Raw genomic sequence first — 19038 nt, forward strand, 5'->3', positions numbered from 1 at the left:
ATTATCTTTCTAAAAGTTTTTGAATTGTGGCTACAAGTTGTTTAAGTTTTACAGGTTTAGTTAAATATTCATTTGCTCCAGCAGCTAAACAAGTTTCGCGATCGCCTGGCATTGCTAAAGCTGTCAGCGCAATCATCGGGATATTCACAAACTGCTGATCACCACGGATGCGGCGCATTGCCTCTAAGCCATCCATTCCCGGCATTTGAATATCCATCACAACTAAGTCAGGGCGTTGAAATTTCACCAGATCAATAGCTTGTTGTCCATTGTTGGCGAAAATCAAATCATAACCGCGACTTGCCAGATAACCAGACATCGTATCAATATTTGCTTGATTATCTTCTACTAGTAAAATCACAGGATTAGCTAACGCTGCTTCTGGCGATAAATAGAGATTTTGTGTTTCAGAAGAGGTAGAATTTCGCAGTTTGCTGATCATTGCCTGGAGTTGCTCGCGGGTGATCGGTTTCACTAAATATTCAAATGCACCTTGAGCCAGTCCTTTGGCACGCTCATCTACCACAGAAAAGATAATCACAGGAATATTTTGAGTTTGGGGATGAGTCTTGAGTTGATGAAGCACATCCCAACCCGATAGGTTAGGTAGTTGCAAATCCAAGATAACTAGGGCAGGTTGAACCCGTAGCACTTCTTCTACTGCTCCTTCGCCTTGAGGATAGGTAATGGGTTGGATTCCCATTTCCTGGAAGTAGCGAGTAATTTGGTCTGCGGCTGCTACAGAATCTTCGATAATTAAAACCTGAGCATTCTCAGCAGGCCAGCTATGGCTGGGTAATGAAGCCGTAATTGGTGTTGTAACTATATGCTCACTGGTACGGCAGGGAACGCGGACAGTAAAACAACTTCCTTCGCCAACTTTACTGCTAACTGAGACTGTTCCTCCATGCAGCGTGGCAATGCGCTGCACTAGTGCCAAACCTAAACCTGTGCCATTGTAATGACGGTTCAGACTACTGTCAAGCTGAACGAATGGCTGAAACAATTTGCCCATTTCTTCTGGAGCAATACCAATGCCAGTGTCAGTCACATGAAAGCAAAGATGGGCATTATTTGTGGGTGAAGTGATTTCTGTTGTTTCCTGCCGAACTTCGATGGTGACAGAACCTCCTTCTGGAGTGAATTTGACTGCATTGCTTAGTAGATTGATCAGTACTTGACGTAGACGACGCTCATCTACTTGGATGCTGTTGATATTGCCATCAATATAAGTATGGAGGCGGATATTCTTTTTTAACGCCATTTGTTTGACAAAGGTGAGACTGGCATCACACAAACTTCTGACGGAAACATCACTTAATTGCAATTCCAGTTTGCCAGACTCGATTTTTGATAAGTCGAGGATGTCATTGATTAGTTCGAGTAAATGTCTGCCACTACGTTCAATGGTGGCGATCGCTTTGACTTGACGCTCATTTAGTAAGCCAAACACATTTTCTTGTAAACCCTCCGACATCCCCAAAATCGCATTTAGGGGTGTTCGCAATTCATGGCTCATGTTGGCAAGAAATTCGTCTTTGAGACGTGTGGCGCGAGCCAGTTCAATGTTAGTGTTCAGCAGTTGCTTATTAGTTTCTCGTAGTTCTTCTTCAGCTTGTTTGCGATCGCGAATATCAAATAAGGTGGCACGATTATATAAATAATTGCCATCAGCATCTTTCACCGCCGTGGCGTTAATCAAGACTGGTAAGATTGTGCCATCTTTACACACCATTTCATACTCTAAATCTTTGACCCAGCCCTGTTGTTTGAAGCGAGAATAGTTCTGCTCAAAGGCCAAGCGACTATCTGTGGTAAAAAAGTTGACCAATGGTTGATCAATCATTTCTTCACGGCTATAACCCAACCATTGTAATTCTGTCTCGTTAACTTTAATAAACCGCCCTTCTTGATCTAGGGAATGATAGCCACAAGGAGCATTATTGTATAAATCTTCAACTTCAGAGGCATATTTCGCTAGAGCTTCTTGGGCTTGTTTGCGATCGCTAATATCAGTTATCCGCACTATATTCATGGTACGTCCGGCCACAGTAATGGGCTTGGCGGCAATGTTTCCCCAAAAAATATTAGCTTGCAACGTCACATATTCAATTTCGCGGCTCCAGACTCCTTGAGACTCCATTTCTGCCATAATTGCCTCGGTTTCCTGGGCTGTGAATGGTTTACGCTGGAGGGTCTGACCACTAATATTCATTAATTCAATTTTGTCAGCCGCCTCAAATAATTCCACTGCCCGACGATTACAATCTAAGGTGAGGAGCGTTGACGAATCAACTAAAAAAATTGCATCGGCCGATTCGTTAAAAATGGCTTCCCGCAAATCTCGGTTGCGGATCAGCTCTTGTTGAGCTTGTTTGTGATCGGTAATGTCAAAGTTCACACCAATCACTCGTACAGGTTCACCTTGCGCGTCTCGTTTGAGAATACCATAGCCTTTGAGGAAACGAATTGCGCCACTCGGCTGTATAATCCGAAACTCAACATCATATTCTTGCTTGCCTTCAATCACTTGCTGAATGTTCGCTAACATATAATCCCAATCTTCTGGGTGCAAGAAATTCAACCAAGCTTCATAAGTACCACTAAACTCCCCTGGACTTAACCCGTACAGTTCATACATTTGGTCATCCCAAATTTGTTTTGCTTGGGTAAAATCATATTCCCAAATGCCAAATTTGCCTGATTGTAGTGCTAAGGTCAGCCTTTCTGAGAGATGATGCAGTTGTTCTTCGGTTTGTTTGCGACTGGTAATATCTGTGAGTGTGCCAATATAACCAATTACTTCACCACTGGCGTTAGTCTCGGCTAACACATAACAGTGAAACCACTTCACACTACCATCGGGAAGTAGATGTCTACCTTCGTTGTAAAAAAGTTCATTTGGTGCTAATTCTGCTTCAAACCATTCCCGGAGAATTCGCTCACTGTCTTCTGGGTGTATAGCATCCATCCAACCTGTACCCAATCCGTCCGAAGTTGGTCTACCTGTCATTTCACTCCAGCGATCATTAATGTAGACACAATTACCTGCCGTATCTAGCCGGAAAATAGCTACAGGAGCGGCTTTGGCTAAGGTGGCATAACGGTGTTCACTGTTCCGTAGAGCTTCTTCGGCTTGGCGGCGATCGCTGATATCTGTTAATGTTCCAATGTAGCCAGTGATGTTACCATTGATGTCAATTTCAGGCACTGCCTGGACATAAAACCAACTGATACTACCATCTGGACGCAGATGTCTACCCTCACCCTCATAGTATTCTCTGGGGTCAACAATACCCTGCTCAAATTTAAGTTCCCATTCTTGCTTTAAGCGGCCGCGATCGTCTGGGTGTACGGCTGCTATCCAACCCATCCCTAAACCGTCCGGGGTTGGTCTACCTGTCATTTCGCTCCAGCGATCGTTGACGTAAATACATTGACCAGCAGCATCCAATCGGAAAATGCCCACAGGTGCGGCTTCTGTTAAATGAGCATAGCGGCGCTCGCTCTCGCGCAGTGCTTCTTCTGCTTGTTTGCGTTCCGTGATGTCGGTAAAGGTGCCAATGTAACTAATAATAGTCCCGAAAGGATTAGTTTCTGCTAGGAGTTGCAAGTAAAACCAAGTAATACTACCATCTGTATGTAAATACCTACCTTCTTGGCGGATTTGCCACAATCCTTGAGATAACTGCATCCACAAACAATCGCTGTCTTCTGGATGTAAACTTTCTAACCAACCCATTGCCATTGCTGCTGATATTGGTCTACCTGTAAGCTTGCTCCAGTAATCATTCACGTAAATACATTGACCAGTAGTATCCAGCCGGAAAATCGCCACTGGTGCGGCTTCTGTTAAAGTTTCATAACGGCGTTGGCTTTCTTTGAGGGCAGCTTCTATTTGTTTTTGCTGAGTAATATCTTTGGCAATCCCTAAAAATCCGATATTGTTACCTTCTATATCTAGCAAGGTTTTCACTGACAAAAATACAGGGAAGCGAGAACCATCTTTGCGAATGTAAGTCCATTCATTTTCATAGGTGTTGCCATTTTGAGTGACAGTCATAAAAAATTCTGCCCCAGGGGCAATTTCTCTCCCCAGTTTCTCAGAAAGCTCTACTGCTCGTTGTTGGAGTTCTTCTGGCTCATGAAAAATACTGGGCTTGATTTGATTTATAACTTCATCTGCTGTGTAGCCCAACATTTTTTGAGCAGCCTTGTTAAAGGTTTGGATACCATTGGCATTATTGAAAATAATTGCATAGTCGCTGCCATCTAAAATTGCTTGTTGCAACCGATTGACGGCAATTAATTGGGCTTCGATTTGTTTGCGTTTGGTAATGTCAACGTGGCAACCAATCATTCGTAGCGGATTACCATTTTGATCCCAAGCAATGACGCGCCCAGAACAAATGACCCAAACGGTAGAACCATCTTTATGTTGATACCGTACCTCGCAATGATAAGGAACTTCTCCACGACTTTGGATATGTTGTTGGAACATTTCTAGGGCATTGGCTAAATCTTCTGGAAAAATCAGCCGTTGCCATGTTTCTGGTGTGTTGGGCAACTCATGATCTTCGTAGCCAAACATTTGCTTGAAGGTGGGGCTGAGGTACTCCTGATTGTTGGGAATATCCCAGTCCCAATAACCTGCTAGACTTACTTCTAGAACTTGCTCCAAGAGATTTAATTCCATTCGCAGCATTTCTGATTGCTGCCGTTCGGCTTCTGAGTGTTTGCGTTCGGTAATGTCTGTTAACACACCTAGCACTCTGAGCAGTTGTCCAGTCTTGTTGTAGATCCCTCTGCCCTTAACGGATACCCAGTGAATGCTGCTATCTTGCCAAATAACGCGGTATTCCACAGCATAATCGGTTTGGGTAGCGATCGCTTTTCTCAATTCCTGCTCTACCCATTGCCGATCTTCTGGATATACCTGACTCAACCACTGTTCTAAAGTCAACAGCACATCACTGGATTTTGAGCAAACACCGTGAATTGCATTTTGACTAGCTAAGATTTGATTAGTAATTGGATTCCACTCCCAATAGCCAATGCCAGTAAAATTTAAGGTCAGCTTGAGTTTCTCTTCACTGGTTTTTAATGCTGCTTCGGCACGTTGACGTTCTGCTAGTTCTGTTTTTAATTGTTCATAAGCACTCGCTTGTTGAATGGCGATCGCAATTTGCACCCCTAATTGCTCTAACAAGTCCAACTCTACCGCTTGCCAGTGGCGAAAAGTACTACATTGTTGAGCAATTAATAATCCCCATAATTGCTCTTTGACCAAAATCGGGACTACCACATAGGCTTTGACTTCAAATTGTTCTAAAAGATATAAATGACATTTGGTTAAGCCAGCTTGATAAATATTATCGATGGCTCTTTTTTTACCTTGGTGATAATCACGCCCTCCTCCCTGTTGAAAGCAAGTATCTTGGATTTGCTTTCCTAATGCAATTGTCCAACCAGGTAGCACTGATTCGGCTACAATACTGCCACTCATATTCGACTGAAACTGATAAACAAGTACGCGGTCGGCTTGTAAAAATTGCCGTACTTCTGTGGCTGTGGTACTAAGAATTTCTTCGAGTTGCAGCGATTGGCGAATGCGTAAAGCGATCGTGGCAATGAGTTGTTGTTGTTCCTGAATTTGTTCTAACTTGCGAGTCAGATATATTCGTTCTACTGCATGATGAATGGCACTGTGTAAGGCTTTGGGCGTGAAATGATTTTTCACCAAGTAATCTTGAGCGCCATGTTTCATGGCCTGAACAGCAATCATTTCATCGCCTGCTCCTGTCAGCATAATCACAGCAGATTGCCGATTCTTCAGCTTTTCTCTCAGCTGTTGCAAAAAATCTATTCCATCCCCATCAGGCAATAAATAATCCAGCAAAATTACATCTGGTGTTTGTTGCTCACACCATATCATCGCTTGTGCTGCTGTCTCAAATTCTAAAATTTCATAAGACTGCAATCTGTCGTGCTGTAAATACTGACGATAGATATAACGATCTACAGCAGAATCATCAATTAAGAAGATAGTAAGGAAAGAGCGATCGCTCATAAGTCAAAGATACCGACGCGATAGAATTATAGACCTTGATTAATCCAGACTACTCTCAACAGGGTGGCAGAACAGTCGCAATACCTCTTTATGTTTATACTTCCCAAAAAACCTAATCTTCATAATAAACTTTTGTATCCAAATCCTCATTCAGTGCTATGCACAAATGAGTTTCGCAAACATACTTAAGAACCCACGTACAGCTTTCCGTAGACAGGACTTACACACCGAGACGAAAAATAAGGGGTTGAAGGAAGGATAAAGGGGTATGGTGTAGGTGTTTAAAACCCTTACACCCCTTCACCGTTGAACCTTACACCCCTTCTCAACAGATCACCTTTGTGCATGATCATCAGGCGCTACCTCCCCTCAAACTTGCGGATCATCCAGTCAAGTACCTCCGTATTCTCGCTCTAATGCAAAATTCCTACACAAGTAAATTCTCTCAAATTCATCAGTAACAAATTTCCTGTTTTTCCTCGATTCTTTTTTGCTCAGAAACTTGAATAATAAAGTTATGGTAAAGACAAAGGAGTGAATCACTTCCTGATGTAATTGCCAGAGGTTTTTAAATTTTTAGTTATCTTAATTCAAAAACTCAAATCAATTCTGCATCTACCTTGAGATTCTTTAATTCTCAATTGAGACTAACTCCCAATTCGTAACTCTTTCTCCTCCTAGCTAATAGCTAGACATAAGAATAGATTTTTTGTAATTGTCGTTAGTTTATTTGAGAAAAGTAGATTTAACTACAATCACCAAAGGAGTGTAGAATTATGTCTTTCGCAGGTATCACAAGTCATTCTCATCAAGCACTACACAAAGCAAAAAAAGCCAAAACTTTCGCTAATCCTATTAATATCGTGTTTTTTGTAAGTTCCTGTATCATTCTATCAACTTCTAGCTTGATGATACTCTCTTCTGTTATTCCTTCAGTTACTTCTGCTATCTCATCACCTAATGCTCATCCGACATCGATTCCTTGGATTAACAATGAGTCCGAATGTCAACATACTGGCAGAAGTTGGCAGAATAATAAGTGCTGGGATAATGAACATAGCTTAATGTTTTAATACTCAATCACAATCCTTCATAGAGATATGTATTGCCATAGCTTAACAAGTACTACTCACAAACATCATGCTTTCTTAAAACAGTTTTTAGCTAGTATTCCGCCGCAAACAGCAGCAACTTTTACGGAAATACAATTAATAGCATCCAACAAGCATTTCAACATAAATTTAGTAATTGTTCGTCTGTGGATACCAAATTCTCTATTCCCTTACCTAAGCAACATTTTTCTCTAACATTAAGGTTTGGCAAGGATAGAAAATCCCAAATCCGCCTCAAATACCCAATTTATCAGCAGTTAAATCAAGTAATAGTTACCAAATCTGGTTTAAGAATTATTACAGCCTTGATGGGTACACTTTGTATGATAGAGGTAGTGCCGTCAATTCCCACAAATTTATTCCCTGTAAAAATGTCGATATCTGACCATCCTTGACTGGCAAGTTTAAGATTACTTCTGATCATAGAAAACACTGAGGTGTATTAAATTTTTGTAAGCAAAGATATTAATGATACCTGATATCCCATCATCTATCTTGTTCCAAACATCTATATAATGCTTCTCAACTATCACAGCCCTGATAATGTACACCAGACTATTGTCCGTCAGCCTCTAACTGTTCATTCCAAAATGCGGCTTCTGGATGTGATTGCACTCATAAATGAAGCACAAGCTAATTTTCGGGATGTGCCTAGCAAAAATAATTCTTCATCAAACAACTTCACTAAAGATATCAATAATATTGCATCTCAAGTTGCTAGTTGTGTTTTAGTGGTTGATGACTCGCAGTTAGTCGGGATTCTCACCCAGCGAGATTTAATTAAAATGGCAGCCGAAAGAAAGAATCTAGAAGGTATCAGTGTTGCTGAAGTGATGACAACAGAGTTAGTAACGCTGAAGATAGAAGATTTTAAAGATGTTTTTACAGCGTTAAATTTGCTGAGACAACATCGTATTTGTCATCTACCAATTATCGGGAATCAAGGGGAATTGATTGGATTAGTGACACCTACAAGTCTACTTGCAGTTACTATTCAACAAGCCGGACTCTATAATTATGCGCGAGTCAAACTTGCCGAACGCCAACGCATCGAGGCTGAGTTGCGTTTGGAGCGTAATTTTATTTCAACAATTTTTAATCTGACAGATGCTTTAGTAGTTGTCTTAGATAGTCAAGGGAGAATTGTTCGTTTTAATCAGACTTGCGAACAAGCTACAGGTTACGCATTTGAAGCGGCTCAAGGAAAATATGTTTGGAATGTGCTGAGGTTACCAGACATCACAGAATGTCTGAAAGATATTTTTCAAAATTTGGCAGCCAGAGAGTTTCCCCAACGTTATGAAGCTATTTTAATTAATCAGGATGGCGATCGCCGCTTAATTTCCTGGTCAAATAAAGTTTTACTCAATCATGACGACCAAATTCACTATATCGTCTGTACAGGTATAGACATCACCGAAAGTCGCCAAGCCCAAGAAGAACTGCGACAAGCCAAAGAACAATTACAAACAGTCTTAGATGCTGTACCTGGGTTTGTATCTTGGGTAAGTGCGGATGGCTATTATTTAGGGGTTAATCGTCATTTAGCTGAAAGTTTCAACTTAACTGCTGATAATTTTGTGGGACAAGAATTGGGTTTTCTGCAAAATAGCCCCCAATTTACGGAGTTTATGCACGACTTTCTACATCGACAAGATGTGGCTGATTCTAGTGTTGTTGATACCCAAATTAATGGGTTTACACGTAAATACTTAGTCATAGCGCAAAAATATCAACAAAACACTGCGGCGGTGGCTGTGGGAATTGACATTACAGAACGTAAACAAGCAGAAATGGCCTTAGCAGAATCAGAAGCTATGTTGCGCTCTGTCTTGAAAAGTACACCCAGCATGGTACGAGTTATCAATACTGAAGGGGAAATTTCTTTTATTAACCAAACTACACCCCATCTCTCCTGGGAGGAAGTTGTGGGTACAAGTATTGATGACTATGTATTACAGGAAGACTGTGAAATTCAACGTTCTGCTTTAGAAAAGGTTTTTGCCCAAGGAGAAGTTGTCAGCTACGAAACCCGTGCTTTAGACAAGCAGACCAAGTTGAAATATTATCATTCTCAGATTGGCCCTATTTGGCATAACCAACAAGTTACAGGTGCGGTAATTATTACCAACGATATTACAGATCGCAAGCAAACAGAGATTGCTTTACAACGAGCGCAAGAAGCACTGCAACAACTGAATCGAGATTTAGAAGCTAGGGTTGAGCAGCGCACTTTAGCATTACAAGAAAGTGAAGCTGAACTCAGAGCTATTTTTAATCAAGCTGCGGTGGGAATTAAACTAGAAACTTTAGATGGGCAGTTACTCAAGGTCAATCAAAAATTATGTGAACTGTTGGGTTATAGCCAAGCAGAACTGATGAGTAAGACCTTTAGAGATTTGACTTATGCAGATGATATTCCCCATCATCAAAAAAACTTAGAAAAATTAATTTCAGGGGAGATAGAAACATTTTCCATAGAAAAGCGGTGTTTACATAAAAATGGTCATCAGATTTGGATTAATCTCACAGTTTCTTTAATTCGAGATGTGGTTGGTAAACCACTTTATTCGGTGGGAATAGTTAAAGATATTCGTAATCAAAAACAAGCCGAGGAAGATTTAAAACGTCAATTTGCCGCAGTAGAAGCTGCTATAGATGGAATTGCGATTTTAAGTGGCAATGTCTACACTTATCTCAATCAAGCTCATGTCAAGATGTTTGGCTATACTAAGCCAGAGGAACTGATTGGTAAGAGTTGGTCAGAAATTTACGAGCCACAAGAAATTCAACGTTTTCAAAACGAAATTTTTCCTACTTTAATGCAGCAGAAACATTGGCGAGGAGAAACGATCGCCAAACGCAAAAATGGGAGTTACTTTGCTGAAGAAGTATCCTTAACAATTTCCGAGCAAGGTGATTTAATTTGTGTCTGTCGGGATATTAGCGATCGCAAAAAAGCCGAGGCGGATATTTGCAAAGCATTAGCCAAAGAAAAAGAACTCAGCGAGTTAAAATCTCGGTTTATTTCCATGACTTCCCATGAGTTCCGCACCCCTTTAGCTGTAATTGCTTCTTCTGCTGGTATCTTAAAAAGTTTCAGCCATAAACTTGATGAACAACAAAAGCAAAAACATCTCCAGTGTATTCAAACTTATGTACAGCACACTACTCAACTTTTAGATGATATTTTGCTGATTAATAAAGCTGAAGCTGGTAAATTAGCTTTTGAGCCAAATTATCTAGATTTAGTCAATTTCTGTCATACCTTAGTCGAAGAAATTCAACTGAGTTCTCCTGAACATCATTTAGTTTTTTGTCATCCGCCTCAAAATAGCCAGCTCGATGGTGAGCCAATCATGGCTTATATGGATAAAAAACTACTGCGACAAATCTTAAGCAACTTGCTTTCTAACGCAGTCAAATACTCACCAAATAACAGTCGTATTCAAATTGATTTATTAATTCAAAATCAAAATGCTGTTTTTCTCATTCAAGATGAAGGGATTGGCGTTTCTCCCGAAGAACAGCAAAACTTGTTTGAGCCATTTTTCCGAGCTAGTAATGTGGGGAATATACCCGGTACAGGATTGGGTTTGGCAATCGTTCATAAGTGTGTAGACCTACATCAAGGCAGAATTACCATCGCCAGTCAAGTCGGCTTTGGGACAACATTTAGAGTGGAATTACCCTTGGTAGTGAAATCGATAAATTAAATTTTATTTGATGTTATTCATCACAGATTTTTGGGAAATATAAATATAGAGAATCTATGTGGTAATAAGTCTAGGTGAGCTAACTTCTAAACTTAGCAAACTTCCTCATAGACTTTCTTCTGTGTGGATGAATATGGGGCAACTTTTTAGATAATTTTTTAACAAAATTAATGACTAAGAAAATATTAGTGATTGAAGATGAAGTTCAAATCTGCTCGAACATTCAGCAGATTTTAGGTTTGTCTGATTTTCAGACTGTTAGTGCCAATAATGGCATCGATGGATTATGATTGATGAATCTGAAGAAATTGAAATTGTTGAATCGATTTACACATCAGCTAATCGATTACATAGACTAGCACAAAGATTTTTATTGTATAGTAATTTGGAACTAGTCGCCAGAAACCCAGAAAAGGTGCGACAAATTCAAGAAGAATTAGATAACTGCTTGAGTAAAACAGTAATTAGTGAGATTTGCTTTCAAAAAGTGAAAGCAGCAAGTAGAGAAAAAGATTTAAAGTTAGGATTAACCGAATCTCTGCTAAGATTGCCGCAAGAAAAATTACATATTCTTGTTGAAGAACTAATAGATAATGCTTTGAAATTTTCGCACCCCAGTGATGAAGTACAGGTCTTGAGCCAGGTAAATGGTTATAAATATCAATTAGATGTCATTGATCATGGTAAAGGTATGACATCTGAAGAAATCGAAAAAATTGGGGCATTAATTCAATTTAATCGCAAGTTATATGAACAACAAGGTTCTGGTTTAGGATTAGCGATTGTGCAGCATATTGTGAAATTATATCAAGGTGAATTTTTTATTCATAGTACTCCTGGTGAAGGCACTAAGATTAGTATTGTTTTACCTTGTTTATAAATTGCTAGTAGGAACAGAGAAATATCTGCTCCTACTGTTTGAGGTTTAATTCTTGGAAATGTTGAGAAGATTCGTTTAAAATTAACGTATCGGGCTTTGCTACTTGCTCATTAATTTTGATGTGATAAGTACCTTGGGGCAACCGCTCTAAATAGTAAACGCCAGCATCATTAGTCACAGAAAAACGGCGTTGTTGTGTTTGGGTAGCAATTGCTTCGACACGCGCACCCGCAATAGGAGTACCTGATTCATCTGTAACTATCCCAGAGAGACTATAGCAGAGGTGAAAAGGTACAAGCACAGGAGTATAACTACCAGCAATGACTTCAACTGCATAGCTATCAACTGTGGTTTCCCAATCTATCGGGAATCCTGAAGGATCAATGTCCAGACGATAAGTTTCAGGTACTAACGAGACTAGAATGCGTTTTTTTTGGACATCTGGACGAAATGATTTGATGGGTAAATTATTCAGGATGAAGAGTAAATCAGAGTTTTCTGTATATATTGGTTCACCGCGATCGCGTTTGTTGTTATTATTTTTGTCAAAAAATGGTTGGATCAATAATCCTCCCACAGAACGCAATCGATCTGATTGGCGATCGCCAGGAAATATCCCGTCATGAAAATTCAGACTAGAGACAATCTCTAAACTGTAAGAAGTTTGATCAGAACTAATAGAACCGCCTTCATATCTTCCTCGCACTAATAGCCCTGGAATCACCGCAGTTTGCAAAGTGACGATTAACCCTGAATGACGAGAACCAATACCATATCCCAATTCCAAATCCCAAAGATTTCTACCATCAGCAGTTCGTTCTGGAGTGCGATAACGCCAAGCTAAAGTCGCTAAGTTATCAAAGTGATTTAAGTTGCGTGTTTCATAACCCAGTCTGAGAGAATGTCCACTTTGTAGAACCGTGTCACCAGATAAGTTGTAATTTAATTGGGATCTAGTAGCAATTTCATTGCCTTGGTGACTCAAAGATAATAACCCTAAACGTTGATCAAGGCTCCAATGCCACTGGTTTTCTGCATCCAAGCTAAAACGACCTAAAGAAAACCATTCTCCAAAACTAAATGATGTCTGCACACCAGTTTCCCAACCATGACGACTGTCATAGTTACCCAACAAAGTTAAATGAGGCGAAAAGCGCCAATCCAAATTCAATCGGCTGGAAAATTTATCAGTATTCAATTTGACAGTTAAATTCTGGGTGGGAAAGAAACGCACATTCGCATCAATATCCCACTTACCATCTTGATCGGCTGAAAGCACAGAAGCCGCTACTTCTAGAGGAAAATTATCTGGGCGAAAAAATATTTCTCCTAATGCTTGGAGATTTTGATCGTAGATCAAGCCAGCGCCTAATGTTAAGTTTTCTGACACACCCCACCTACGAGCGATTCCCCCTTGAAATTCCTGCAAATCTCCGAAAAAGTTTTGACTTTGTTCGCCAGATAATTTTCGTCGCCAGCCACCAGAAAAAATTGTGGCTGATGCGCCTGGGGGAATTTGTCCGGGAATATTGGAGAAAGTTGCAGCGCGAATTTCTGGTTGTGCTGTTAGCCTTCCTTGGGGATACAGAAAGACACGATAGTTACCTGCTGATAATTGTCCACTAGTTAAATTTTCAAAGCGGTATATCCCCGCAGAATCTACTAAAATTTCGGCAATTGGGCGATCGCCTAAACCTTGCATTAACCTAACTAATGTTCCTGGTGCAGCTTCACCAACAATTGTGCGGCTAATTTTTTCAGCTTGTAAACGTTGAGTGGGACTAAAACTACCACCTTCTTGGGGAATTAATGCTTTGAATCCCTGTCTTTGAATCGTAGTCAAACCCCAATATTGTTCGCTGCTGTGACTACGCCAAAAAGTTGGCTGAGAACCAACAATATAATCAGCGTTATCTGTTTCTCTTAAATATTGAGCTTCTGCTAAATTCCAAGTCTGGGAGTCTGTTAAGTCTTTTTGCTGCCCACGCAGAAAGAAACTACCATTAAAAATACTACCAACAGCTATAGTTTCTCCCACAAAAGTAGGTGTTGAAGTACCTGAACCACTGGTATTGACTCTTTGCTCAATGGCTGTAATAGTTTGTTGAGGAGCTTTAACAGTTGGTAATCCAGCTAATTGCAGAGGAATTACATTTTTCTGCTCAACAGAAGATACTGTTTGATTTAACCAAGACGGATTTAAGATAATGGCATAATCATTAATATCAAACTCTGCTGTCACCCCAAACAAAGTTTGTAATTGTTGAATCGAAAATACTACACCTAATTCTGGATCATGAATTAATTGCTGGGAGTCAAGGCGAATTACGAACCCAGGAGAACGTACTTCTATCTGACCATCGCCTAAAGATGTCACAGATAATTTGAGAGCTTGAATTACAGCATCATAGGTAATCAGCCAGTGTTCTAAGTTAACGGCTGTTGTGCCATTTTCTTGACCACGGACAAATACACTGGAAAGTACATTCTGTTTACCGACATTGATTCCTACGGGAAAAACAAAAAATTCCTCCGTTACCCCGATTTGTGGTGCAGAGGATTGTGTGTTTTGGCGGAATAAATTTGAGTTAGAATCTGCCGCAAATACTTGATAAGAAGTGATTGGTAGTAAAGAAAAAGTGAAAAATATTAGCACCCAGGGAAATTGATTCATTTACCAAAAACGGTATGCACAGGAATTACGAAATTGACATTGAATTTCTGCTTATTTTGTTGCTTATCACCCCAGAGTAATTCACCTGTTAGCTGATATTGACCAGCAGCTAAGGCTGTTTTTCCTGGCTGGAGATAATTGATGGGAATGTAGCGATCGCTTTCAGCAATAATATAATTAGACTCTGCCCTACCTTGTTTAATTACCTTGTTATCTTGTTGTAAAGTCCATTTAACTGTTGTTTTAGCAGAGACTTTACCGGAATTTTTAATTAATAATTGAATTTGCTGTTGCTCTTGGTTCCAAACTGCACTATCAACTACTAAATTGGGAGATAAATTGCCTTGGCGGACATAAATTGTTGCGCCTATTCTCGTGGCAATATTAACTTTATTACCACTGTTATCTTTCACCTCGTCCAATTTTTCAGTAAAAATTACCGCCCGATATTCTCCTTCAGAAAAATTAGGCGGAAAGCGAGTTATCAGCCGCACTTTTCTGGTGACTCCTGGAGGAATGACTAACTCTCGCGGTGAGAATTGCAGATATGGATTCAGGTCATTAGAACTAGAAGTTAAAGTTGTAAATCCCGTCACCCGGTCATAGGTAAAAGGTTGAGCATAGACACGAGCGCGAAAGGGCTGATCGCTAGTATTACTAACATTAATACTAGCTTGGGCTTGACCACGATTAGCCTGCAACTCAACAATCATTGGTGAAAGATTGACTTGTGACTGTGCAGGAATATTCGCTAGTAAAGTTACTAATAAACTCCAACTTGCTAGTTTTAGAGTTGATTTAATGAATAAATTTTTGGTAATCATTTTCAAAAATTAGCAAAAAAATAAAGCTCCTAAAAGTTTTTTTAGGAGCAGTTAACCCCCCTACATCAAGTTCAGAATTACTTATGGTGCAACTGTTAAAGTGACTGTGTAATTGTATGTACTGGCTGGAATAATAGTCGAACCATTACTGACATTCATCCCAATTGAAATATTTGTGGCTTCACCAGTAACTAAAGTCACAGGAGTACCAGCATTTGTCGTTGTGTTATTTGAAATTAAAGAGGTACTAGTTGCTGTTACTGTACTAGTCTTTGTGGCACTACTTAAAGCAACAGTATCACTACCACTTTGAGTTGGTGCAGAGATACTCAGTTTGGCATCATAGTTACAAGTTACAGTGGTTGAACCAGTACTACCATTAGCTGTACTAATAGAAGTTGAGTTAGCACCCGCAACTCCTAAAGTACCTGCGGTAGCACTTCCAAAAACACAAGTCGGAGAAATAGTACCGCTTGCAGAAACATTTTGAGTTTCGGCAAAGGCTCTGGGCGCAGCCAATAAAGTACTTGTAACCAATAAAGCAGCAGTAACTAAAAAACGACGAACCATAGTAAATTCCTCCCTATCTAATAAATTAATTGAATTGATTTATCAAAGAATTCAATATTCAAAATGCTGACATTTAGCTAATATTAATTAGCTAAAATAGTCAACCAAATCTAAACCCAATTGCTGATATTCAGTGATATTAAAAGCAAGCAAAAGTAAAAGTTCTTTAGGCGTTTTTCTTCAACTTTGTTGCCTTCGATATTGTTAATTTAACAATTTCATCAACTATAAATAAGCGAAAAATTACCAAAATTCCAATAGATGTTATCCAAGTAAAACTACGACAAAACTTTCAGTACAGGAGTAAGTGTTTGTTCTGAATCCTCAACTTTCCAATCAGGGTTTATTCACGTAGGAGGATAAGGGGACAGGGTAGACAAGGTAGACAAGGAAGTAGAGAAGTTCTGTTGGCGAAGACCTCGAACCCTTACACCCATTCTTAATAGACAACCTTTGTGCGTAAGTTGTGATCCAAAATTGTATAAGCAGTATCCCAGAGCTTTGCAGATAAACTTGTGTATATTTGCCTGTATACTTTTAGAGGTGTCCGTAGTTGCTGCAATACTAAATATCCTTTCACCCTGAGACTTCTGTGTTGCTTAAAAGACTCACTTAATCGGCGATGAGAGATATTGATACTTGCTCTATCAAGCAAACAGATGTATCTTAAAAAATGTCTGCTAAATAACTTCATAGCTAAAACAATCTGAGGCAATTTAGCCGTATGAGCTTAATTTTTTGAGATTAAGCGTTTTTTGCTGTGCTGAGTAGTGTGGATCATTGGTTAGGAAATCGTAGAAGTTGTGAAAATTCTGCTGGTAGAGGATGATGTACCAACTGCGATCGCTTCTATCAAGAAAACTCTATAACGCTATAAAGATACATTTCAGCAACGAGTTAGTGTGCTAGAGCAAGCCGCACAAGCATTACATCAAAAAAAATTATCATTTAAACTGCGACAGCAAACCACGCAAGAAGCACATAAAGTAAAAATAGAATTTCTCATCTTTACTTCATAAATGGTCTTTTATCGCAGAATCAAAAAAATAAGAACAGCTAAGACTTCTTAGCTGTCCCGGCTAAAAGGTTATATTACTTGCGGGTTAATAAATGGTTAGGCACAATGCCCTCTTTCGCCAGAAAGATTAATTCATTTGCTTGGATAGTAAATGAATAGTCGCGTTTTGCTGATTTTACTAACCTGTATATACAGAACTTGACTGTGTGATGCACAGTCGTAAATTGATTAACTTAATTTATACATGTGAAAACATTTAATTATTACAAAACATTACAAGATTTGTCATAATATTGGGTTTGCAACCATCTTTTAGCACCTGAATTTTTTGTAGGTGTAAACTTTATTGGCCTGAAAAACCCATGAGTCAAATAGTCTGGATCGCAAGACACGCCAACCGCCTCGACTTTGTAAATCCTGATTGGTTCCTCACCGCCGAACGACGTTACGATCCGCCTTTATCTGACGATGGTTTCGTGCAGGCAAAACAATTAGCCCAACGCTTGAAAAGTGAGAAAATTACCCATATTTTTGCTTCTCCCTTTTTGCGAACAGTGCAAACAGCTAATGCCGTGGCCGAAACCTTAGATTTATCTATTAAATTAGAAACAGGTTTGAGTGAATGGTTAAATCCTGAATGGATGACAGAAGAACCAGAAAGACTCTCCGCACTTACCTTAAAAAAACTATTTCCCAGGATTGACCATAGCTACACACCACGCATCGCAGCTAAATATCCCGAAACTCACGAACAAGTACGCGCACGTTCTGGACAAACAGCCAGATGTTTAGCCACAGAATGTTTTCCCGAACAGATTTTATTGGTAGCGCATGGTGCTTCTGTGTTGGGGGCTGCAATGGGGTTAGTGGGTGAAGTTGCCAAAACCGAAGTTAAAGCTTCTTTATGTTCTTTAGTTAAGGTTGTACTTCAAGGCCCAGAATGGTTATTAGAACTAAAGGGGGATACTTCTCATTTAACTCAAGTAGAGGAAGTGATCCGATTTGCGTAAATTCCGCAACAGGGGAGAAGACTGGGGTCATTAGCCGTAAGAAGATGAAAGATGAAGTCTGAATCTATTCTCAGGTGGGAATTAATTCTACAAAACAATAACTAGACTACTAAGTAATTATTTATGACTTTGTTACTAGCAGGAGATATCGGCGGCACAAAAACTATTTTGCGATTGGTGGAAACCTCAAATTCATCAGAGTTGCAGACTGTTTATGAGGACAGTTATCGCAGTGGGGATTTTCCTGATTTAGTGCCGATGGTACAGCAATTTTTCCTGAAAGCGAATACAGCCACTCCCCAAAAGGCTTGTTTTGCGATCGCCGGGCCAGTGGTCAACAACACTGCTAAACTTACTAACCTGGTTTGGTTTTTAGATACAGAACGTCTGCAACAAGAATTAGGTATCGCCGCAATTTCCTTAATTAATGACTTTGCGGCTGTTGGCTATGGCATTTTTGGGTTAAGTTCCCCAGATTTGCTGACTTTACAACCAGGTAAACCAAAACCAGAAGCACCCATCGCTGTAATTGGTGCCGGTACAGGATTAGGACAAGGCTTTTTAATCAAGCAGGGAAATCATTATCAAGTGTTTCCCTCCGAAGGTGGTCACACCGACTTTGCCCCCCGTAACGAGTTAGAATTTCAACTACTGAAATATTTGCTGGATAAACATGATATTCAGCGTGTTTCTGTAGAAAGAGTGGTTTCTGGTTTAGGGATTGTTGCAATTTACCAATTTTTGCGCGATCGCAAACATGCTACTGAATCGCCAGAAATTGCCCAAGCTGTGAGAACCTGGGAACAGGAAGCCGGACAGCCAGAAAAAAGTGTTGATCCCGGTGCAGTGATTGGTAAAGCCGCAGTTCAAAAAAGCGATCGCCTCTCGGAACAAACACTACAATTATTTGTTGATGCTTACGGTGCAGAAGCCGGCAATCTCGCCTTGAAACTTTTACCCTACGGTGGCTTATACATTGCTGGGGGAATTGCACCAAAAATTCTGCCGTTAATTCAAAATGGTAGTTTCTTATTGAACTTCACTCAAAAAGGCCGAATGCGTTCTCTTTTAGAAGAAGTACCAGTATATATTATTCTCAACCCCCAAGTAGGATTAATAGGTGCAGCTTTGTGTGCAGCTAGGTTATAACACTATCATCATCAG

At 39.9% G+C, this 19038-nt stretch carries 9 protein-coding genes; 5 read left to right on the forward strand and 4 right to left on the reverse strand.

The genetic code is table 11. The annotated features are described in order from the left end of the window. Position 1 precedes the first annotated feature (1 nt). Positions 2 to 6070, reverse strand: a complete 6069-nt coding sequence (locus H6G74_RS08560) for a PAS domain S-box protein (protein ID WP_190967261.1) — start codon at positions 6068 to 6070, stop codon at positions 2 to 4. A gap of 1258 nt (positions 6071 to 7328) precedes the next feature. Between H6G74_RS08560 and H6G74_RS30910 the strand changes: the two genes are divergently transcribed. From H6G74_RS30910 to H6G74_RS08575, 3 genes are all read left to right on the forward strand, one after another. Then, entirely contained in the window at positions 7329 to 7577 is a 249-nt protein-coding gene (locus tag H6G74_RS30910; protein WP_206756980.1) for a hypothetical protein, read from the forward strand. A gap of 120 nt (positions 7578 to 7697) precedes the next feature. Continuing rightward, the gene (locus H6G74_RS08570) at positions 7698 to 10898 is read left to right on the forward strand and encodes a PAS domain S-box protein (RefSeq protein WP_190967263.1); all 3201 of its coding nucleotides are present in this window, start codon (positions 7698 to 7700) and stop codon (positions 10896 to 10898) included. Between the two features lie 286 nt (positions 10899 to 11184). Further along, positions 11185 to 11778, forward strand: a complete 594-nt coding sequence (locus tag H6G74_RS08575) for a sensor histidine kinase (protein WP_190967264.1) — start codon at positions 11185 to 11187, stop codon at positions 11776 to 11778. 31 nt (positions 11779 to 11809) lie between these two features. Here the strand turns inward: H6G74_RS08575 and H6G74_RS08580 are convergent, their stop codons facing one another. From H6G74_RS08580 to H6G74_RS08590, 3 genes are all read right to left on the reverse strand, one after another. After that, the gene (locus H6G74_RS08580; RefSeq protein ID WP_190967265.1) at positions 11810 to 14452 is read right to left on the reverse strand and encodes a carboxypeptidase-like regulatory domain-containing protein; all 2643 of its coding nucleotides are present in this window, start codon (positions 14450 to 14452) and stop codon (positions 11810 to 11812) included. Further along, positions 14449 to 15276 carry a P pilus assembly protein, chaperone PapD gene (locus H6G74_RS08585; RefSeq protein ID WP_199340941.1) on the reverse strand — a complete coding sequence of 276 codons (828 nt, stop codon included), beginning with the start codon at positions 15274 to 15276 and terminating at the stop codon, positions 14449 to 14451. Before H6G74_RS08585 ends, H6G74_RS08580 begins: the two co-directional genes overlap by 4 nt. Before the next feature lie 81 nt (positions 15277 to 15357). Then, entirely contained in the window at positions 15358 to 15846 is a 489-nt protein-coding gene (locus tag H6G74_RS08590) for a hypothetical protein (protein ID WP_190967266.1), read from the reverse strand. A 1380-nt stretch (positions 15847 to 17226) separates the two neighbouring features. Between H6G74_RS08590 and H6G74_RS08595 the strand changes: the two genes are divergently transcribed. Next, complete coding sequence (locus H6G74_RS08595) at positions 17227 to 17874, forward strand: histidine phosphatase family protein (protein WP_190967267.1); 648 nt, start codon at positions 17227 to 17229, stop codon at positions 17872 to 17874. Positions 17875 to 17997: 123 nt separating this feature from the next. Next, on the forward strand, positions 17998 to 19023 hold the full coding sequence (locus H6G74_RS08600; RefSeq protein WP_190967268.1) for a glucokinase: 1026 nt from the start codon (positions 17998 to 18000) through the stop codon (positions 19021 to 19023). Positions 19024 to 19038: the final 15 nt, after the last annotated feature.

The organism is Nostoc spongiaeforme FACHB-130, assembly GCF_014698475.1.
Lineage (GTDB): Bacteria > Cyanobacteriota > Cyanobacteriia > Cyanobacteriales > Nostocaceae > Nostoc_B > Nostoc_B spongiaeforme.